The organism is Streptomyces sp. NBC_01485 (assembly GCF_036227125.1).
Classification (GTDB): Bacteria; Actinomycetota; Actinomycetes; order Streptomycetales; family Streptomycetaceae; genus Streptomyces.
On the sequence record NZ_CP109435.1, the window covers coordinates 1,196,749 to 1,215,784 of the forward strand.

24 protein-coding genes and 2 pseudogenes are annotated in these 19,036 nt (G+C 69.9%); 11 read left to right on the plus strand and 15 right to left on the minus strand.

Annotation, left to right across the window (positions count from 1 at the left end; translation table 11 throughout):
- Positions 1-53: 53 nt before the first annotated feature.
- Entirely contained in the window at positions 54-911 is an 858-nt protein-coding gene (locus OG352_RS04995) for a DMT family transporter (protein ID WP_329214733.1), read from the plus strand.
- 71 nt (positions 912-982) lie between these two features.
- Here the strand turns inward: OG352_RS04995 and OG352_RS05000 are convergent, their stop codons facing one another.
- Complete coding sequence (locus OG352_RS05000; protein WP_329223724.1) at positions 983-1,747, minus strand: acyltransferase; 765 nt, start codon at positions 1,745-1,747, stop codon at positions 983-985.
- Positions 1,748-1,892: 145 nt separating this feature from the next.
- Between OG352_RS05000 and OG352_RS05005 the strand changes: the two genes are divergently transcribed.
- On the plus strand, positions 1,893-2,426 hold the full coding sequence (locus OG352_RS05005) for a gamma carbonic anhydrase family protein (RefSeq protein ID WP_329223725.1): 534 nt from the start codon (positions 1,893-1,895) through the stop codon (positions 2,424-2,426).
- Positions 2,427-2,463: 37 nt separating this feature from the next.
- On the opposite strand, the gene OG352_RS05010 is transcribed toward OG352_RS05005, so the two are convergent.
- Both OG352_RS05010 and OG352_RS05015 read right to left on the minus strand, forming a co-directional pair.
- Complete coding sequence (locus tag OG352_RS05010) at positions 2,464-3,120, minus strand: DedA family protein (protein WP_329214735.1); 657 nt, start codon at positions 3,118-3,120, stop codon at positions 2,464-2,466.
- A gap of 198 nt (positions 3,121-3,318) precedes the next feature.
- Positions 3,319-5,256: an RICIN domain-containing protein gene (locus tag OG352_RS05015; protein ID WP_329214737.1), complete on the minus strand. Its 1,938-nt coding sequence runs from the start codon at positions 5,254-5,256 to the stop codon at positions 3,319-3,321.
- Between the two features lie 457 nt (positions 5,257-5,713).
- Here OG352_RS05015 and galU point away from each other — a divergent pair, with 457 nt between their 5' ends.
- On the plus strand, positions 5,714-6,646 hold the full coding sequence (gene galU, locus OG352_RS05020) for a UTP--glucose-1-phosphate uridylyltransferase GalU (protein ID WP_329214739.1): 933 nt from the start codon (positions 5,714-5,716) through the stop codon (positions 6,644-6,646).
- A gap of 47 nt (positions 6,647-6,693) precedes the next feature.
- Here the strand turns inward: galU and OG352_RS05025 are convergent.
- Positions 6,694-6,795, minus strand: a pseudogene (locus OG352_RS05025) (DUF4442 domain-containing protein); the annotation flags it as partial.
- Positions 6,796-6,878: 83 nt separating this feature from the next.
- Between OG352_RS05025 and OG352_RS05030 the strand changes: the two are divergent.
- The 6 genes and pseudogenes from OG352_RS05030 to OG352_RS05050 all read left to right on the plus strand — a co-directional run.
- Entirely contained in the window at positions 6,879-7,964 is a 1,086-nt protein-coding gene (locus OG352_RS05030) for a hypothetical protein (protein ID WP_329214741.1), read from the plus strand.
- A gap of 203 nt (positions 7,965-8,167) precedes the next feature.
- Positions 8,168-8,476: a hypothetical protein gene (locus OG352_RS39915; protein WP_443072159.1), complete on the plus strand. Its 309-nt coding sequence runs from the start codon at positions 8,168-8,170 to the stop codon at positions 8,474-8,476.
- Positions 8,477-8,749: 273 nt separating this feature from the next.
- The gene (locus OG352_RS39920; protein ID WP_443072161.1) at positions 8,750-9,013 is read left to right on the plus strand and encodes a helix-turn-helix domain-containing protein; all 264 of its coding nucleotides are present in this window, start codon (positions 8,750-8,752) and stop codon (positions 9,011-9,013) included.
- A 9-nt stretch (positions 9,014-9,022) separates the two neighbouring features.
- Positions 9,023-9,616: a hypothetical protein gene (locus OG352_RS05040; protein WP_329214744.1), complete on the plus strand. Its 594-nt coding sequence runs from the start codon at positions 9,023-9,025 to the stop codon at positions 9,614-9,616.
- 34 nt (positions 9,617-9,650) lie between these two features.
- The gene (locus tag OG352_RS05045; protein ID WP_329214746.1) at positions 9,651-10,325 is read left to right on the plus strand and encodes a hypothetical protein; all 675 of its coding nucleotides are present in this window, start codon (positions 9,651-9,653) and stop codon (positions 10,323-10,325) included.
- A gap of 218 nt (positions 10,326-10,543) precedes the next feature.
- A pseudogene (locus OG352_RS05050) lies at positions 10,544-10,825 on the plus strand (MFS transporter); the annotation flags it as partial.
- A gap of 39 nt (positions 10,826-10,864) precedes the next feature.
- Here the strand turns inward: OG352_RS05050 and OG352_RS05055 are convergent.
- Together OG352_RS05055 and tuf are read right to left on the minus strand one after the other, a co-directional pair.
- The gene (locus tag OG352_RS05055; protein ID WP_329223727.1) at positions 10,865-11,656 is read right to left on the minus strand and encodes a spermidine synthase; all 792 of its coding nucleotides are present in this window, start codon (positions 11,654-11,656) and stop codon (positions 10,865-10,867) included.
- 98 nt (positions 11,657-11,754) lie between these two features.
- Complete coding sequence (tuf, locus tag OG352_RS05060; protein WP_329214748.1) at positions 11,755-12,924, minus strand: elongation factor Tu; 1,170 nt, start codon at positions 12,922-12,924, stop codon at positions 11,755-11,757.
- Positions 12,925-13,731: 807 nt separating this feature from the next.
- Between tuf and OG352_RS05065 the strand changes: the two genes are divergently transcribed.
- A complete protein-coding gene (locus OG352_RS05065) occupies positions 13,732-13,983 on the plus strand; it encodes a helix-turn-helix domain-containing protein (protein WP_329214750.1) in 252 nt (83 codons plus the stop codon).
- 55 nt (positions 13,984-14,038) lie between these two features.
- On the opposite strand, the gene OG352_RS05070 is transcribed toward OG352_RS05065, so the two are convergent.
- The 7 genes from OG352_RS05070 to OG352_RS05100 all read right to left on the minus strand — a co-directional run bounded on the left by OG352_RS05070 (position 14,039) and on the right by OG352_RS05100 (position 17,652).
- Positions 14,039-14,257: a hypothetical protein gene (locus OG352_RS05070; RefSeq protein WP_329214752.1), complete on the minus strand. Its 219-nt coding sequence runs from the start codon at positions 14,255-14,257 to the stop codon at positions 14,039-14,041.
- Between the two features lie 71 nt (positions 14,258-14,328).
- The gene (locus tag OG352_RS05075; RefSeq protein ID WP_329214754.1) at positions 14,329-14,814 is read right to left on the minus strand and encodes a glycine-rich domain-containing protein; all 486 of its coding nucleotides are present in this window, start codon (positions 14,812-14,814) and stop codon (positions 14,329-14,331) included.
- A gap of 111 nt (positions 14,815-14,925) precedes the next feature.
- Positions 14,926-15,231 carry a hypothetical protein gene (locus tag OG352_RS05080; protein ID WP_329214756.1) on the minus strand — a complete coding sequence of 102 codons (306 nt, stop codon included), beginning with the start codon at positions 15,229-15,231 and terminating at the stop codon, positions 14,926-14,928.
- 228 nt (positions 15,232-15,459) lie between these two features.
- A complete protein-coding gene (locus OG352_RS05085) occupies positions 15,460-15,642 on the minus strand; it encodes a hypothetical protein (RefSeq protein WP_329214758.1) in 183 nt (60 codons plus the stop codon).
- A complete protein-coding gene (locus OG352_RS05090; RefSeq protein WP_329214760.1) occupies positions 15,639-16,031 on the minus strand; it encodes a DUF6415 family natural product biosynthesis protein in 393 nt (130 codons plus the stop codon). Before OG352_RS05090 ends, OG352_RS05085 begins: the two co-directional genes overlap by 4 nt.
- A gap of 141 nt (positions 16,032-16,172) precedes the next feature.
- Positions 16,173-17,357 (minus strand): helix-turn-helix domain-containing protein, encoded by a 1,185-nt coding sequence (locus tag OG352_RS05095; protein ID WP_329214762.1) that lies wholly within the window; start codon positions 17,355-17,357, stop codon positions 16,173-16,175.
- 79 nt (positions 17,358-17,436) lie between these two features.
- Positions 17,437-17,652 carry a hypothetical protein gene (locus OG352_RS05100; RefSeq protein ID WP_329214764.1) on the minus strand — a complete coding sequence of 72 codons (216 nt, stop codon included), beginning with the start codon at positions 17,650-17,652 and terminating at the stop codon, positions 17,437-17,439.
- A 154-nt stretch (positions 17,653-17,806) separates the two neighbouring features.
- Here OG352_RS05100 and OG352_RS05105 point away from each other — a divergent pair, with 154 nt between their 5' ends.
- On the plus strand, positions 17,807-18,022 hold the full coding sequence (locus OG352_RS05105; protein ID WP_329214766.1) for a hypothetical protein: 216 nt from the start codon (positions 17,807-17,809) through the stop codon (positions 18,020-18,022).
- A gap of 53 nt (positions 18,023-18,075) precedes the next feature.
- Here OG352_RS05105 and OG352_RS05110 read toward each other — a convergent pair whose 3' ends face one another.
- Both OG352_RS05110 and OG352_RS05115 read right to left on the minus strand, forming a co-directional pair.
- Positions 18,076-18,720 (minus strand): collagen-like protein, encoded by a 645-nt coding sequence (locus OG352_RS05110; protein WP_329214768.1) that lies wholly within the window; start codon positions 18,718-18,720, stop codon positions 18,076-18,078.
- Positions 18,717-19,010, minus strand: a complete 294-nt coding sequence (locus OG352_RS05115; protein WP_329214770.1) for a hypothetical protein — start codon at positions 19,008-19,010, stop codon at positions 18,717-18,719. The genes OG352_RS05110 and OG352_RS05115 overlap by 4 nt, the downstream gene beginning before the upstream one ends.
- Positions 19,011-19,036: the final 26 nt, after the last annotated feature.

The following is a 19,036-nucleotide window of genomic DNA, read 5'->3' on the forward strand; positions in this document are numbered from 1 at the left end:
GGAGTGCACCTGATCGTGCACAGAACTGTACCGAACCGCATTGCGAGGACCCCGTGACAGCACTCTTCGCCCTGGCCACCAGCCTTCTGTGGGGCCTGGCCGACTTCGGCGGCGGGCTGCTGACCCGGCGGACGCCGGCGCTCACGGTGGTCGTGGTCTCGCAGTCGATCGCGGCGGCCGTCCTCGGCGCGATCGTGGTCGCCACCGGCGGCTGGAGCGAGGCGGGCCCCCGGCTGTGGTTCGCGGTCGCCGCCGGGCTGGTCGGCCCGGTCGCCCTGCTCTCCTTCTACAAGGCGCTGGCGCTCGGCCCCATGGGCGTCGTCTCCCCGCTGGCCACGCTGAGCGTCGCCGTGCCGGTCTCCGTCGGGCTGGTCCTCGGCGAACGCCCGGGGCTCATGCAGGTCGCGGGCATCGCGGTCGCGGTCGTCGGGGTCGTCCTGGCGGGCGGTCCACAGCTGAAGGGCGCCGCAGTGCAGCGGCAGGCCGTGCTGCTCACGCTGGTCGCGGCGCTCGGCTTCGGCACGGTGTTCGTGCTGATCAGCGAGGCGTCCACGACCGTCACCGGCCTGTTCCTCGCCCTGTTCGTGCAGCGGGTGACCAGCGTGGCCACGGGCGGCGCGGCGCTGTACGTCGCCGTCCGGCGCGGGGCGCCCGCGCTCCCCGAGGGCGGACTGGCGTGGGCCTCGCTGCCGTCGTTCGGGTTCGTCGGGCTGGCCGACGTCGCCGCGAACGGCACCTACGCCGTCGCCGCCCAGCACGGCCCGGTCACGGTGGCCGCCGTACTCGCCTCGCTCTACCCGGTGGTGACGGCGCTGGCCGCGCGCGGTTTCCTGCGGGAGCGGCTGCGCGGCGTCCAGGCGGCGGGTGCGGGACTGGCCCTGGTGGGCACGCTGCTGCTGGCGACGGGCTGATCCCGTACGACCCCTGGGGCTCCTGGGGCTCCTGCGGCCCTTACGCCTCTTGCGGCCCTTGCAGCCGGGGGTCAGCCCTCCGGCTCCAGCCGGGCCAGGCGCTTCACCGTCTCCTCGTCCAGCCCCGACATCGCGACCAGTTGGTCCGAGGTGACCCCGTCCGGTATCGGCACCGGCGCGGGCGTGCGCAGCGGCGGCTGCCAGCCGTCGGCGGGCGTCCAGCGCCGTACGACCTTGGCGGGCGCCCCCGCGACGACGGCGTGGTCGGGCACCGCGCCGCGCACGACCGCCCCGGCCGCGACGACGACGTTCCGTCCGATCCGCGCCCCCGGCAGGATCACGGCCCCCGTGCCGATCCAGCACCCCGGGCCGATCTCCACGGGCTCCATGCGGGGCCACTGCTTGCCGATGGGCTGGTGCGGATCGTCGTAGGAGTGGTTCGTGGACGTCACGTACACGTACGGGCCGAAGTAGCAGTCGCTGCCGATGGTGACCGTCGTGTCGGCGATGACATGGCTGCCCCGGCCGAGGACCACGCCGTCGCCGAGGCGCAGGATCGGGTCGGGGCCGAGGTCGAGGTCGGGCATCAGTCCGGCGGTGAGGGTGACCTGCTCGCCGACGATGCAGTGCGCGCCGAGATGGATCCACGGCTCCCCGAAGACCGTGCCGAGCGGGAAGGCGAGCCGGGTGCCGGTGCCGATCGAGCCGAAGCGGAGCCGTCCGGGGTGCTCGGCGGTCACGGAGCCCGTGCGCTGCACCCAGGCCCAGCCCGCGTGGACGGCCCGCTGCCCCAGGCGACGCCGCCAGGATGAGAACGTGTTCTTGCGCTTCGGCACCCGCTCACCGTACTCAGCACGCACCACGGCCAGGGTCCGCGGCCCTGTGATCTTCGCCCTACCGCGTGGCGGTACGGTGCGGGAGCAGGACGGGAAAGACGGCCTGGACGGGCTGGACTTGCTGGACGGACACGAGGAGACGGTGATGACGCACAAGGCGCTGATCGTGGGCATCGGCGGCAGGGAACCCAAGGTCGCCCCAGAGGCGTTCGTGGCGCCGACGGCGTCGGTGATCGGGGACGTGACGCTGGAGGCGGGAGCGAGCGTCTGGTACGGCGCGGTCGTGCGGGGCGATGTCGAGCGGATCACCGTCCGGCGCGACGCCAACGTCCAGGACAACGTGACGCTGCATGCCGACCCCGGGTTCCCCGTCACCATCGGCGAGCGGGTGTCCGTCGGCCACAACGCCGTCGTGCACGGGGCGGCGGTCGGGGACGACTGCCTCATCGGGATGGGCGCGACCGTGCTCAACGGGGCGGTGATCGGGGCGGGTTCACTGGTCGCCGCCCAAGCGCTCGTGCCCCAGGGGATGGAAGTGCCGCCGGGGTCGCTGGTGGCGGGGGTACCGGCGAAGGTGAGGCGGGAGTTGACGGAGGAGGAGCGCCAAGGGCTCACGCTGAACGCGACGTTGTACGCGGATCTGGCGAAGGCTCACGGGGAGATCCACGACCACGGGTGAGTGCGACAACGTGCAACACCCCCCAGGGCGCGGGGAACTACTCGGCAGCCGCCACCGTCTCCGCTTCGGCCTCTCGTGAAGCACCCTGCTCCTGCGCCTGCTTGGCCTTGCGCTTGATGATCAGCATCGATGTCACGCCGATCAGTACCGCCAGCACCAGGCCCAGCCACGAGAACCGCTTCAGCCAGGACTCCGCCACGACGCCCACGTAGTAGATGACGGCCGTCGTGCCGCCCGCCCACACGATGCCGCCCAGGATGTTGGCGGTGAGGAACTTCCAGTACGGCATGTGCAGGACGCCCGCGAGCGGGCCGGCGAAGATGCGCAGGAGGGCGACGAAGCGGCCGAAGAAGACGGCCCACATGCCCCACTTCTCGAAGGACCGCTCGGCGGTGGCGATGTGCCCCTCGCTGAAGTGCCTGGGGAACTTCGCGCCGAGCCAGGCCAGCAGCGGGCGTCCGCCCCTGCGGCCGATGGCGTAGCCGATGGAGTCGCCGATCACCGCGCCCGCGGTGGCGCACGCGCCGAGGACGACGGGGTTGATGCCGCCGTGCTGGGAGGACAGCAGCGCGGCCGAGACCAGGATGATCTCGCCAGGCAGCGGGATGCCGAGGCTCTCGAGTCCGATGACCAGGCCGACCACGGCGTAGACGGCTGCCGCGGGCACCGTGTCGAGCCATTCCTGCACGTGCACCGCGGGTTCCTCCCGTTTGACGTCTGCCGTCCTTGGCAGCCTTGCGTATCGGGGAAGCCTACCGGGTCGGCCGGACCCGGCCCGGATCGGAACGAGAAGGAGGGGCCGCTCCCCTCGGGCGGCCCCTCCTTCGGTCCTGCGGTCGTTCGGCCCTTCGGTCGCTCGGTGCTTCGGTCGCTCGGTGCTTCGGCCGGTGGCTCAGGTGCCGAGGGGCTTGGTCACGTTCGCGACGGCCTCGCCGAGTGCGCCGAGTACGCGCGGCACCTCGGCCGGGGCGGGGACGGCGTCGAGGAGGACGGCGGGGACCGCCGGTCCGGCCGGGACGGCCGAGGAGGCGCAGCAGTCCACCTGGGCGAACCGCGTCCCGAACTCCGGCCCGGACGGGGCGGGTTCGGCCGGAGCCGGGGCCACATCGGGGGCGAGAGGCCGGGCGCCGGGCGCTCCCGGGCGCGCCGGGAGGTCCGGGCTTCCCGGGGCACCCTGGGCACCCGGGATTCCCTGAGCGCCCGGGGCGGGCGGCTCCGGCGCCTTCCGTACCTCCGGGCCGGGTGCCCCGGCCGTCGTGGCGGCCGTGTCGAACACCCACCGCTGCTCGGCGGACCCGTCCCGCGCGGCGACGACGACCGTCCTCGCCCCGTCGGCGCCGCGTGCGACGACCAGGTCGCCGTCCCTGCGCAGCAGGATTTCACCACGCACGGTCAGGTCGAAGAACGTCTCACCGGAGTGCACCAGGCACGAGGCCAGGGCGGTCGTGCGGCGGCCGGGGTCGGCGGCCAGGCAGAGCGCCGGGGCGGCGGCGCTGCGCAGCACCCCGTCGTCCTGGTACGACCACTGCTGGGACGCGGCCGGCGAGCACCCCGCCAGGACGATGCCCACTCCGGCCTCGGTCCGCCCGCCCGCGGCGTCGAGGCAGAGCCCCGTGCCCGGGCTGCGCAGGCTGCCCTGAGCGACGTCGGCGGACCCGGAGGCGGACCCGGAGGCGGAAGCGGCCGACGGGAAACCGGCGGGCGGGGTGTCGGCGGACGGGGTGTTGGGCCCGCCGACCGGCGCGCCCCAGGTGGCGCCGGGTGCGGGGGCGCCGTCACCGTCGGACCAGCCCTGGGCCACGAAGGCGGTCGCGACCAGCGCGAGGGAGGTCAGGCCCACGCCCACGAGCACGGCCTTGGGCCGCCTGACCGGCAGATCGAGCACGCCCGCGGAGGTGGTGCGGTGCCGGCCTCCCCCGACGGGCTGACGTGCCCCGGCGGGCTCACGCGCCGCGACGGGCCGGACCGGCGCGTCGGCGGCGGCTTCGGCGGCGGCCGTGCGTCCGGGGCGCGAGTCGAGGTAGCGGCGGGCGCCCCAGCCGAGCACGGTCTCGGCGAGCAGCACGTCCAGCCCGCCGTCGAAATGACTGAGTTGTTCGGCGGCGTGCCGGCAGAAGCGGCAGTGCGCGAGATGCTCCCGGACGTCGGGCAGCAGGGTTCCGCCACGACGCAGCGGAACGTCGAGAAGACGGTTGTGGAAACGGCATTCAGTCGTCGGCGCGAGTTCCCGGTGGGCGCGTACACAGCCCACCCGGAATTGCTCCCGCGCCTGTTCCAGGACGGCCGCCGCGGTGACACCGTCCACGCCCGACAGACCAGCCGGTACGGATATGGGTTCCGCCTCCACCTCCGTGTGCCACAAGAGGCATTGGGAGGCGGCCGGGAGCAACTGAAAAGCGCGCTCGGCGAGTTGCCGCCTTTCGGACGTCACCGGCCGCGCCGCGCGCAGTCCACGGCCGCCGGTGGTTTTCCGCAGCTCCGGCAGCACGGCTGAAACTCCGTCGGCGCCGGCCCATTTCCGGACCGTCTCCCGTACGGCGACGAGGAGTTGGGGACGCAGAGCACCGCCGCCGGTGTGCCCGTCCGCCAGCCGGCCGAGCACCTCGTGGAACGCGGCGGCGGCCACGAGCCGCCCCGTGTCCTCGGTGCCGGCCAGGCAGACCGTCGCGTAGTCGTGGGCCGCCCGCCAGTGACGGGCGAACAGCAGGGCGACCGCGCCGGCCCGCCCGTCGGCGTCGGCCAGCCGGGCGGCGAGTTGGGGGTCGGAATCCCCGGGGGTCCACCCGGGGCGGGGCGGGTAGGGCGGGCGTGGGGGTGTGGGGGAATGCACGGAACCCTTTCCTTCCAAGTCGACGAACGGCACGGAAAGCACGTCGTCGGAAAGCAGGTGCCTGATGGGTGCGTACCTTCAGCCTGACCAGGCATGTTGGCCTGATCCAGCCCATTCGTAAGGGGAGGCTCACCTTCGCACACACGCCTCACAGGAAACAAGGAGTTCGAGTGACCCAAATTCAAAGCACAGTAATTTCAGGCGAGTTACCGGCGGTATCCGCACCGGCATTCGAAAAGCACCCGGAGGGCGGGATTCAACTTGTGTACATGGAAAGCCGGATGACACACGGAATCTCCAACTTCCGGCCTCGACGAGCTCGCCCTCTTCGCCCGACCTCTTCGACCCCACAGCGGAGGCGGGACGCGGCACGGCACTGCCCGACCCGACCCGGCCCACAGGAATCTCAGAGGTGACTCCCGGTGTACTCCCATCCCGGTGGGCCACCGTGATCGGCATGAGCGCCCCCCACTCCGCACCCAGTGTCCGCAAAGCAGTCGTCCCGGCCGCCGGCCTCGGCACCCGTTTCCTGCCGGCCACCAAGGCGACCCCGAAGGAGATGCTGCCGGTCGTCGACAAGCCGGCCATCCAGTACGTCGTGGAGGAGGCTGCCGCCGCCGGTCTGGACGACGTCCTGATGGTCACCGGCCGGCACAAGCGGGCCATCGAGGACCACTTCGACCACGCCTTCGAGCTGGAGCAGGCGCTCGCCGCCAAGGGCGACACCGTGCGGCTGGACGCGGTGCGCGACCCGGCCCGGCTCGCCGACATCCACCACATCCGTCAGGGCGACCCGCTCGGCCTCGGGCACGCGGTGCTGTGCGCCCGCCACCACGTGGGCGACCAGCCGTTCGCCGTGCTCCTCGGCGACGACCTCATCGACCCTCGCGAGACCCTGCTCAGCAGGATGCTCGAGGTCCGCGACCGGTACGCCGGCAGCGTGGTCGCACTGATGGAGGTCCCGCCCGAACAGGTCCACCTCTACGGCTGCGCGGCCGTGGAGCCGTCCGGCGAGGACGGGGTCGTACGCGTCACCGGGCTGGTGGAGAAGCCCGCGCGCGAGGACGCGCCGAGCCGGTACGCGGTCATCGGGCGCTACGTCCTCGACCCGGCCGTCTTCGACGTCCTGGAGCGCACCGCGCCAGGACGCGGCGGCGAGATCCAGCTCACGGACGCCCTCCAGGAACTCGCCGCAGGCGGCACGGTCCACGGCGTGATCTTCTCCGGCCGCCGCTACGACACCGGCGACAAGGCCGAGTACCTGCGCACGGTCGTCCGCCTGGCCTGCGAACGCGCCGACCTGGGCCCGGAGTTCGTGGCCTGGCTCAAGGAGTTCGTGGCAGGCCTGGAGGACGGCGACGACGCGCAGCGGGAGCGGCTGGCGGCCTGACGGCGGGACGCCGAGGGCCCTGGTGGCGGCACACACGCCGGGGCCGGGGCCTTGTCCGGACCGGCCTCGAGGAACTCGAGGTGCAGGGTCCGGGCCATGGGCACCGTGGCGGCGAGCATCTCACCGATGGACATCCGGTCTGCGCTCATGACCACGATGTCACCTGCGAGTAGCTTCGGCCGGCCAGACCGGTGTAGTGACCGTGTCCCCGGCGGCATTAGGGTTTCTGGCCATGTGGCCAGGACAGCAGCCGCCCGGGGGAGAGCAGAACCCGCAGGCGCAGAACAATCCGTACCAGCAGCCCGGATACCAGCAGCCGGGATACCAGCAGCCGAACCCTTATCAGCAGCCCGGCTACCAGCAGCAGCCCAACCCCTATGCGCAGCAGCCCGCGCAGCCGCCGCAGTGGGGCGCCCCGTTGCCCGCGGGGGCGCCCACGCCTCCGCCCGGCGGCGGCAGCAGCGGGGACGGGGGCAACCGGACGAGGCTGGTCGCGATCGTCGCGGCCTCGGCCGTCGTGGTGACCGCCGGTGTCACCGGGTTCCTGGTGCTGGGCGGCGGCGATGACGACCCGGCCGACGTGAGCAAGAGCAGCGCGAGCCCCACGGTCTCGACGTCCGCCTCCCCTTCGGCGTCCGCCTCCCCTTCGGCGTCCGCCTCTTCCTCATCCGGCACGGACGACAACCCGCGCGGCAACGAGACCCAGAAGCCGACCGTCGCCGGCTGGAAGGTCGTCGTCAACCCCAAGTGGGGCATCGCCTTCGACGTGCCGGCCGACTGGGAGGTCCAGTCGCCGGGGCTCAGCCAGGGCTTCGAGTGGGAGGACAAGACGAAGTCCGACGGCTACGACCGGATCCTGCAGTCGGGCACGGCCGACTTCAAGTCGAAGTGGTGCTCCACGGACGCCGACAAGGACGGCAAGACCGACGACACCGCGCTGGCCAAGGTGGGCACCAAGGGCGCCGACGGGGCCAAGACCACCGACGAGATCGCGATCAACACGCCCGCCTGGTGGGTCTTCGGCGGCTACACCGAGCCGGACAAGAAGAGCATCACGTTCGACAAGAAGGCCACCGCCTTCACCACCGCCTCCGGCATCCAGGGCAGTTACGCCTGGGCGCAGTCGGCGAACACGCCCCAGAAGGGCAAGTGCGACAGCGACGGCAAGGCGATCACGTTCGGCTTCAAGAACTCCAACGGCGACTACGTGTCGTGGAACCTGTACGGCGCGAAGGGCGTGAAGGACGAGGTCCCGAAGGCCACGATCATGCAGATCCTCAGCACCGTAAGGCTGAACGGGACTCCGACGGAGAACTAGCCGTGGGCGGCGGGTAATTGGTCTGGCACCTCGGGGGCCCGGCGGGGACAGTCGGCCGGTGACCCCATCCGCCGAGCCCGCCAAGCCTGCCGAGCCCGCCGAAGCCGAAGCCGAAGCCGCCAAGACCAGCGGCCCGCGCCGCCGTCCGCGCAGACCCGCCTGGGCGGGGCCACGACTACAGCCTGCTGACCGCCGCCGCGTTCGTGACGAGCCTCGGCAGTCAGGGTGTGCTCATCGCCGCCGCGTTCGCCGTCCTGAAGTCGGGCGGCGACGGCGGCGACGTGGGTCTGGTGGCGGCGGCCCGCCCGCTGCCGCTGGTGCTGTTCCTTCTGATTGACCAACTCGCGCGCATACCCGTACTCCGATGCCGACTACCTCCACGAGCCACCCGCAACGGCCTCCAGTACGTCACCAAGCAGCTCGAAGGCCGTATGGCGCTCCGCCGGCACCGAGAACTACTCGTTGACACCCACGCGAGGCCGCCTCACGCGACTTCCACGAGCGGGTCATGACCATCAAACGAGGCGCCGCCAGAGGGGGCGGGGCCAGACGCAGAGCACGTATCCCGCGATCAGCCATTCTGCCCGTCAAGAGCACATCATCCCTTATGTGACCAGGCTCTCTTCGACGCAGAGAGGCCCAGGTCAGACGACCCAAACACACATAATCAACAAGATCGACAAACGCCACAAAATTGACACGGACGGCATGCGGCACGGAGTCTGCGTTCAGTCAGGGGCGCCCGAGGACGTGTGCTTAGCAATCAATGCAGTTCAGGTAGGGCAATGAGTGAGCCTTGTATCACGTTCCGTGAAGCTGCACAGCGACTGGGCGTACATGAGAACACGATCCGCAACTGGGCCAACCGGGGTATCTTGGCCACCGTGACGCTGCCAACCGGTCGGCGGAAGGTGAATTCGGCAGATGTCGAGCGGCTTGAGCAGCAAATGTTCGACGTCCCACGCAGGATGGAAAATCCAAACTCTATACCCGTCCTGCCGACCGCGCACTTGCGGCGGCCAGATGCGGATGTGTACCCCCAGGTCTAACCTGAGGATATGAGTTTTCGCCTCACCTCGAATGAGTACTTCGAGACTTGCGGCCCGCGTACAGCTCAAGGGGATATTTACCAAGGCATTCCTTGTACCTACGCAGCCGCACGTTCGAAGATTCTTTTGGCTGAGCATGAGGCACACGAAGGCCATCAGGACGAGCATCCTCCAGACTGGTCCGAGTGGACTAATCCAGTTCACTCGGTGGCAGTGGTGTGCAATTACACCGAAACCTTCGCAGACAAGCAGGGCTACAGGCATCCATACCGGCTCATCGCACCGGTCATGCCACTCGATTTGCTTGTCAGTAGAAAGTTGAGCAAAGAAGAAGCGCGAAGAATCATTGATCAGGGTTCGTCCAGTGGTCTTTTCTATCTTCCCGAGCCTCCCGGTCAGGGCTCTACCAAAAGCGGTGGCGAGTTCGAGAGTCATTGGGTCGCCTGCTTGTTCCGGATGACTGCGGTATTGCAGGATGTTCTGGATCAGAGGGAGCGCGTTGTGCGGCTAACCGCAGCGGCGAGAAGGGATCTGGTAGCGAACCTGATCAATGTCGTGAGTCCTTACTACCCCGACACCTCCGATCTCACAGATCTCCTATAGGTAGCTCTCAAGCCTTTGAGAGGAGATAGATCCGATGGCCGTCGAACCTGAGAAAGAAGAGCGTGGGCGACAGACCGAAGCCGATTCCAGCCTTCCCCCCTTATCTCGCGGAGTTTCTGGGGCAGTAGCGTTGAGTGCGCTTGTAATCGCCTGCTTCGCAACCTTCAAATCCGATAACGATATCGGTACCGCAGCATTGTTCCTTGTTGCAATCGCTTTTGGTGTAGCGGCAATAGGGGGCACCCTCCCCGCTTCTCTCAAAGTAGGCAACGTCGACTTGGTGATGAAGGCCAAGGAGCAGGGAGTAATCGAAGGTGCCGCTCAAGGCGTAAGTGCGATAACGCGACAGCTGGAAACAGGCGACCTAGATGCAGCAAGGTTTGCACAGCTTCTGCCACCGTCCGTTCGCGAAACGGTTAGGCCGATGGTCGAAACCGACCTTGCCGATCTTCGGAAATCTCAGGATACGAAGCGAGCCGAAGAAATAAGAAAGACGACAAAGGAGGCGGCTTCCTATGCCAAGGATGCTGCGGTAGGAAGGGAGGATCAGAATAAGGTTGTCGATCGCCTGACCGAGCGACTCTCTCGCGACGAGGCGCAACGGGTGGGGCCTACAATCAGGTCCTCCCTCTCAGTTGTAGGGGAAGCTGCAAAAGAGAACCCAATATTTAGGCGCAGGGTAGAAGCTGGCACCCTCCCGGACATTTAGTCCCCTGTTGCTGATTTTCTACATGATCTTAACGCGTGGGGTTACGGCAGTTGGGGGTCGAGTTCTGCCTTGATGACAGGACAGTCAATGAGTCGGGCGCCGTAGGCCCGGAGGGAAACTCGCTGGACTGCGATCAACGGTATTCGGCTGCATGGAAATAGGGCGAAAGCGGGACAGAGCCGGAGGGTTGCTGAAGGTTACATTCACCAAGGTGTTGCGCGCTGCATCAGGAGATCCCCGAGGACAAGCTCTCGCGCGTCTCCGCCTACGACTGGTTCGGCTCGGTCGCCCTGGTGCCGCTGGCGACGGCGCTGGCGGGCCCGGCGGAAGGCGCCTTCGGCCGCGCACCGGCCCTGTGGGGCTGCGCCGGGCTCGTCGTGGTGGTGACGGCGGCGGTCCTGTGCGTGCCGGAGGTACGGAACCTGACCCGGCGTACGAAGCGGGTGACGCGGGGCACGCCGGCGGAGGACGCGGATCAGGAGAAGGCGCGGGCGGTCTGACGGCGACTTCCCAAAGGGAAAAGAAGACGAGCCCCCCGTTCAGCCGATGCCGAACGCGCCCTCGGGTGGTACGGGCGACGGTACGGCGTCCTCGTCCCGTACCGGGCGCGCGTCGCCGATGAAGCGGCGCAGGCCGGGACCGTGCTCCACCCGGGCCGGGAACGCGTCGGCGGCGGTGCGGCGGGCCAGGGCGGTCACGTCGAGCGGGTGGTGCGCGGCGACGAGCACGGCGTTGCCGAACCGGCGGCCGCGCAGGACGGCCGGCTCGGCGATGAGCAGCAGCTCCTCGAACACCGCGGCGAGGTTGGCGAGTTGGGACCGCAGGAAGCCGAAGGGCGCCCCGTCGGCGAGGTTCGCCAGATAGACGCCGTCGCCGCGCAGGACACGTCCGGCCTCCTGGGCGTAGGTGAGGGACGTCAGGTGGGCGGGGACGCGGGAGCCGCCGAAGACGTCGGCGACGAGCGCGTCGGCGGAGCCGTCCGGGGCCGCCTCCAGCCAGGCCCGCGCGTCGGCGGCGTGCAGCGCGACGCCCGTCCCGGCCGGCACGGGCAGGTGCTCGGCGACCAGGTCCAGCAGACCGCGGTCGAACTCGACGACGTCCTGCCGGGAGCCCGGCCGGGTCGCGGCCAGGTACCGGGGCAGGGTGAGGGCACCGCCGCCGAGATGCAGCACGTCCAGCGGACGGCCCGGCTCGGCGACGGTGTCCAGGACGTGCCCGAGACGCCGCGTGTACTCGAACTCCAGGTACGTCGGGTCGTCCAGGTCGACGTACGACTGCGGCGCCCCGTCGACGGTCAGCAGCCAGGCCCGCTCCCGGTCGACGTCGGGCATCAGCTTGGCGGTGCCGTGGTCGACGCTTCGGGTGACAGGTATGGGCTCGTCGTTCACCGGCCCAGTTTCTCACCGTGCGGAGGCCGGCGGCTCCGCCGTCACAGCACGGCTGTCACGGTCCCCGCCCCCACGGTCCGCCCGCCCTCACGGATGGCGAACCCGAGACCGGGCTCCAACGGCACCTCGCGCCCCAGCTCGACGGTCATGACGACCCGCTCCCCCGGCCGCGCCACGGCGACCTCCCCCAGGTCCACGTCCCCGACCACGTCCGCGGTACGGATGTAGAACTGCGGCCGGTACCCGGTCGAGACGGGCGTCGTACGGCCGCCCTCCCGGGCCGACAGCACGTACACCTGCGCCGAGAACCGCCGCCGGGGCACCACGCTCCCGGGCGCCACCACCACGTGCCCCCGCCGTACCGCGTCGCGCGGCACGCCGCGCAGCAGCAGCGCGACGTTGTCCCCGGCCTGGGCCTCCGCCATGGGCTTGCCGAACGTCTCCAGGCCGGTCACCACGCTCTCCACGCCCGCGCCGAGCACGTCGACCCGCTCGCCCACGCGGACCGTGCCCCGCTCCACCGCGCCGGTGACGACGGTCCCCCGCCCGGTGATGGTGAGCACGTTCTCGACGGACAGCAGGAACGGCGCGTCCAGATACCGCTCGGGCATCGGCACGTACGTGTCCACCGCGTCGAGCAGCGCGTCGATCGACGCCGTCCACCGCGGGTCGCCGGCCAGGGCCTTGAGCCCCGACACCCGTACGACGGGCGCGGAGTCGCCGCCGTAGCCGTGCTCGGTGAGCAGGTCGCGGACCTCCAGCTCGACGAGGTCGATGAGCTCCTCATCGCCCAAGTCGGCCTTGTTCAGGGCGACCACGATGTGGTCGACCCCCACCTGCCGGGCGAGCAGGACGTGTTCGGCGGTCTGCGGCATGATCCCGTCGAGCGCGGAGACGACGAGGATCGCCCCGTCGAGCTGCGCGGCGCCGGTGACCATGTTCTTGACGTAGTCGGCATGGCCCGGCATGTCGACGTGCGCGTAGTGCCGGGTGTCGGTCTCGTACTCGACGTGCGCGATGTTGATGGTGATGCCGCGCGCGGCCTCCTCCGGGGCGCGGTCGATCCGGTCGAACGGCACGAACGTGCCGGTGCCGCGGTCGGCGAGGACCTTGGTGATGGCGGCGGTCAGGGTGGTCTTGCCGTGGTCGACGTGACCCATGGTGCCGATGTTCAGGTGCGGCTTGGTCCGCACGTAAGCGGTCTTGGGCATGGCTGTACCTCGAAGCGTGTCCGTAGGAAGTTCCGTCAGGAAGCGGGGACCCCGAGGAGCTGGCCGACCCTCCCCCTGCGGGGTCCGCCGGACGATCCGGAGAGGGTCAGCTTCGGGCGCCGTCGACAGCGGCCACGAGGAGCGGAACGGCAGCCTTCGGCACATCCGCGACGGCGGATGCTGCGTGAGGGAAGGCGTACCGGAACATGGTGCCGATCATCGCCGACGGTTCGTTCGGCGTCGAATGGTTTTCGGCGGATTGAGGAGGGGTGCGACCCTGATGCCCGGCATCAACGCCGAGGCGGTCATGAGACGACCATACGGCGATCACACATGTCCGTCCGTTACTGTCGCGGGATGGTTGTAGTGCAAGAAAACACCGATATGTAGCCTTGTGCCAAACGCGCAGCTCACAGCGGGAATTAAGAGGGGCAACAGGCCGCCGAGGTCGCCTCCTGCGACAGGCCCGGCTGCCGTGCGGCACCCGGAATACGAAGCCCCGCCGGGCGGAGGCTTCCGGACCTCGGCGCGGCGGGGCTACCGGTACGCGCACCCAGAATGCGACCGGAGCTTCTGGTTCAGCACCGTGCGCGGGACATATGCCGGTACGGATCGATCACACGCGGCGTGAATACCCCTCAGGCGCGCCTGCGGCGGCCGATCGGCTGGAGCCCGCCCCGCCGGAGTCCTTCCGGGACCTCCGACGGAGCGGGCCGCTCACAGCCCCGCAGCAATTGCTGACGAACCATCAGAAAAAGCGCCAGGGCTGGCGCTGACATCTGAACATGCAGCGTCCAAGTTTGTCGAGTGCCTCGCGACACCCCGGACTGGATCATCGAGCGGCGTCGCGACCTGGGCGAACGCATCGCTGATCTGCGGGCCGCCGCACACTACGACCAGATCTCCTTCTGCGAGGCGACCGGGCTGAGCCGTCGCCACCTCCAGCGCATCGAGTCCGGCGAGGCCGACCCCCGCTACGGCGACCTGCTGAGGATCGCCGCCGTCCTGAACCAGGAGCTCTCCGTCTTCGGCGTCACAGGGACTCCGCCAACGCGGTAAGGCCCCGCCCATCCGCCACGGGGGGAGGCAGACAGACGGGGCCGTTCGAGGGGTGCTAGCGCCCACTACGCCGGCGCGGCGGCTGAAGCCCGCTCCCACCGCACGTGGTGCAGCTGAGCTCGTGGCGTTCGCCGCCCGGGGCGATGACCAGCCGCACGCAGAATCCGAAGCACGCCCGGCAGCGCCGTGGGCTCGGCTCGGTGAGCGAGATGGTGCGCCTCGCCATCAACTCGGCGACGGCCGACGCGTACTGTGGATCGGTCCACTCCTGCATGCGTGCCTCCTCATCCGCTGGGCAGCGTAGGGCCCCGGGCCCAGACCGTCAGCCGGGTTCACCCGTACGTGTCAGTTCGGGCCGCCGTCCATGCACGAGCCACAACTCTGCGGCGTGTGCTCGCAGTCGGCGGCTACAGGGATCGACGTGTCGGTCGGCGCGAGCCACAGCAGGGCGTCGACCTCGTAGCCGGCCTTCTGGATCGAAGCCTTCGTGTGCTCCAGCTCGAAGGAGTTGTGCCGGGACGGGTCAGGTCGCTCCGGCACGTGATGGACGAACCGGCCCTGTGCCCTGCACAGTCGCTCGTACACCTTGGTGTGCAGGATGAGCGCGTGCCATCCCTCGTCGACGATCCTCGAGGGCCGCAGACCCCGGCCGGGGCGCTTGGCGCAGGCCGCGACGAACTTGAGGGCCTCCTCTGTGATGCGCTCGGCGAGAGCCTGCTCCATGCCCTTGTTGTTGTCGAGCACGGTGGCGACGACGCCCGCGAAGGCCTCGGCCGGGATGAGATCGCGTGGCGTCGTTGCGGCGATGGCCTGGGGGGTGCTTGTCTGCATGCGTCCTCCGATTGCAGTTGGTGTGGACACCTCGGCGGGCTGTGCTTGGCGGTACGCCCGCCGAGGCTCTGGCTGCCCGCCCTCCGGAGGGCGGGAGTATGGGGCCGCGGCCTACAGCAGCCGGGCGACGGCTTCCGGCAGGAACAGGTCGCGGGCGCGGTGTTCAGCCCACAGACCGCCGCGGTCGTCGGCGTAAGCCGCGTAGTGAGGGCAGCGGTCGCAGTTACGGGTGTGCGGCGGGGGAACCTCGCCGGGGTGGTCATCAACGATGTGCCGGGCGACTGCCAGCTGTTCGGTGAAGCAGCCGACATCCGCGGTGACCATCTCGCCGAACGCCCGCAGCAGCCGCACGCACTCGTCGCACCCGAACATGAACGGCGCTGGAGGCGGCAGCGGCTGGTCCTCGATGGGGTCCATCGGTCTCTCTTCGTGGAGGCCGCCCCGCCGGAGTCCTTCCGGGACCTCCGACGGAGCGGGTTCCCGCCGGGCAGAGACTTCCGGTACTCCACCCAGCGGGGCTTGGGGTGCGGCCCTGACCCGAGACGGCCGCCATGGGGGTGCGTCAGAACGGTGTCCGCGCCAGCACCAGGGCGAGGACCGGGGCAGTCACGGCCGCGACGTACAGGAGGAGGCCGGTGACCGCCTTCACGAGGTGCTCCCGGCGCGGTGGCAGGAGCAACGGCAGCGGGCCACGAGGAGGATGCCCGTGGAGTGCGGCAGCGGCACGTCCTTGGTCTGACGGCACCACGCGTGCATGTCCCCGTAACCGGGCTCCCGCGCTACCGTGCACTCCGCCGAGAGGGAATCGGTGCCGGTCGCGGCGGTCACGGGCGCCCGCCGCCGATCTTGTCGTAGTGGTCGCACAGAGCGTTCAGGACGCGGGCCAGACGCCGGGCGTGAGTGATCGCCCCGTCGGCTCTCTGGCCCGGCCCGGTACGCAGCTTGCCGCGCGCCTCCCCCACACAGGCCAGCACGCAGTAGCGGTTGACGCTCTCCCGCTCCAGCCTCTCGGCCGCCCGCTCGACGATGGGGATGAGCAGTTCCAGGTACCCGCGCACGACCCGCGTCAGCTTGCCCAGCTCGTCGCCGACCGGGGCCAGGGCGACGGCGTCGTCGTCCAGCAGGATCCCCACGGTCTCCCGCATCACGGCGATGTCGGGGGGATCGGCTGGGCCTCGCTCTGCCGCCGCTGGGGCCCGGGTTGTACTGTTCGCCACGTTGACGCTCCTAGCTAGCGTTGACCGTGCCCCGGGGCCCTGCCAGGCCGCCGGGGTTTGTCTGCCATCTCAGAGTGCCGACATGCAAAGGCCGGAACTATCAGACCTCACTGATAGCTCCGGCCATTGTTTAACTCTGCGTCACATATGCAGCCATGCACCGAAGTTGGTGAAGCTGTCGGGCATCCTCCGCTTGGCCGCCTCCAGGCCGGCGTACGTCTCTCGCACCGTCGGGTGATACCGCGTCTGCTGGGGGGCGAGCTTGCGAGCAGCGCGCAGGCTCTTGAAGGCTGCGTCCGTCTCACCCGTCCACATCTGCGCCCGGGCCACTTCAGCGTGATGGTGCGCGAGCCTGGACGGCGGCCAGCCGTCCGGGATGGCGATCTCGTCCGCCTCCTCGACCGCCTCGGCGTACATGTCGAGTTCCGCGAGCACACTCACCCGGTGGACGCCGACGTTGGTGGGCCCGAACGACAACCAGTGCACCTTCTCCGCCGGGCCCGTCCGTTTCGCGATGCGGGCCGCCTCACCGAGGTGCCCCTCCGCCGTGTCCTTGTCCTTGTCGCGTCCCGCCAGCACAGCCGCCCCTAGGTGTAGCTGCCCGGTGACGACGTCGAGAACGCGGCCCGGCTCCGCCTGTTGCAGAGTGGCAACGCCCAAGGCGACCAGACGCTTGCCGGTCTTGTAGTCGCTGGCTCGCAGGTAGGCCAAGGCACGCAGGTACTGCCGCATCCCGCCCAGCACGGGGTCGGACGCCCGCTGCGCAGCCCAGTCCATCCGATCAAGCGCCACCGTGCACAGGTCGGGGAAGCCCAACTTTGTGGTCACGTCGTAGGCAGTCCGGTAGACGTTCGCGAGCAGCCGCCAGCTGCGGTCGCCGGGGTTGTTGTGGGCTGCCGTCGTCACCTCGTAGATCAGGCCGGGCAGCTCCACGGCCACCTGCTTGATCTTCGTGGCGCGGACCATGGCGCACATCGTGTCGGCGTCATCCTCCAACTCCCCCATGGGGCGCGGCGCCACATCCGGGTCAGGTCCGAGGTCGTAGACGTTGAGCGCCTCACGGATCGGGTTGATCAGGCCGTCGAGCTGGTCGGCGCGCAGCTCCTCAAGGTAGGGCTGGCCGTTGAGTTCGGCGACCTGCACGGACAGGGCGCGGGCGACTGCTCCTACGACCGAGGGGCTCGCCGGCATGACGCCCTGCTCCACCTTGGTGAGGGTGCTGTACGAAACATTCGACAGGCGCGCCAGCTCTGTTTGAGTCAACCGACGGATTTTGCGTGCGCGCTTGATGCGTGCGCCTGTGTGTTCTTCAGCGGACGGGGGCATACTGGTCTCCGTTCTGAACTCGACACTCAGAACGGTACCCCGGAGCCGCAGCTCGGGACCCGCTCAACGGCCCTTGCCCTTACAGGCAAGGGCCGCTGTAGTGCTGGGCGCCCCCGTCAGCCCACGAGCCTCGAAGCGCGCGACCTACGGGCTCGCGGCCATCGCCGCTGGTGGAGATCTGGAACTCATCCACCGGGGGTGCGTCCTCCAGGGTGCCCACGATGTCGTCGAGGCAGCCGCACAGGCAGTTCTCGTCGTTCTCACGGTGCGGGATCAGTTCGCCCCAGCGGCTCATCAGCGCCTCCTCGCGTCGCCGTCAGGATGGCAGACGATCACGGTGTTTCCGGCCGGCTCGTCAACCCGCCGTCCGCCTCGTCGTCGGTGCGGGTGACCCGCGCGCCGCGAATGTCCCGCATGCGCCCGCGCGGAACACGCCACACCTTGGTGTCATGGCCTCGACGCAGCGCATCGTCGTTTACCCACCCGCCGACGACGGCGGCCGACGGGTCCGTGTGGACGATCAATTCCTGGGGATGGCGTACGGACTACTGGACGTTGCGGAATTCCTGCGCCGGGCCGGGATAGACGATGCCGACGAGGCATACGTGGAAGCGTCCAGGCTGATCGAGTGGCGCGGCGGCGGCTCGCGCGTATGGAAGCTGTGACGCGACAATGCCCCCCCCACCGCCCGAAGGCGGCGGGGGGGCATTGTCGGTGGTCAGGCGTACTGGCGGCGTTGCGGATCCAGGGCCAAGGGCTGGGGTGAGGCGGAGTCGCTGCCGCCAGGCTCCGGAGCTGCGTCTCGGCGACAGACCAGGGCGTCCGGGTCGTAGGCGGGGGCCTGAAGTACGTAGCCGTCCGGGCAAGTCGGTCCATCGCGGCCATCGGTCCCGTCCGTGCCATCCTTCCCGTCCTGGCCTGCGGGCCCGGCGGGGCCCGGCGCCCCTGGTGCCCCTGGTGCCCCGGTCGGTCCGGGCGGCCCACTGGGGCCGACGGCTCCAGAAGTACCGGGCGCGCCGGTGGCGCTGGCCCCGGTCTCGCCGTCCTGCCCGTTGCTTCCGGCCTTCCCAGGAGAACCAGGGGAGCCGGAAGGCCCCGGCGGTCCGGACGGTCCGACGGGCCCACGCGGCCCGGTGATGCTCTCGCCTGGGTCACCCCGGCTGCCGGGCGGCCCGGCGATCGGCGTCGCCCCCAGCTTCTGCACCTGGCCGGCCAGCAGGTCGCGGGCGTGGTTTGCCTCTCGGAGGTCGCCCGCGAGCTGCTGCACGGTGAGGAAGGCGGCCCCGGCGAGTAGCGCGCCGAGGACGACCAGCACGTCGCTCATCCATGACCAGTTCCGGGGGCGGTGCCGCGTGTGGGTCACGATCCGGCTCCTCCGACGAGGGCTCCGAGGTAGGGCAGCAGGGCGACGACGACGGTGATTACGGTGCCGACCATCCAGCGGCGGGTGGCCGTCAGTCGCTCGGCGTCCGCCGTGCGCGCTGCCTCCAGGGCGTCGATCCGTTTGGACATCTGGGTCTTCTCGATGGTGTAGACGTCGAGCGGGACGACACGGTCGAGGCGGGTGTTCAGCGCGCCCAGGTCCTCGCGCATCTCCGAGCGGAGGGCCTCGATCAGTCTTCCCAGTTCACCGTTGGTGGGCTCATCGGCCACGTCGCGCTCCGATCGGTCCGAGCGCA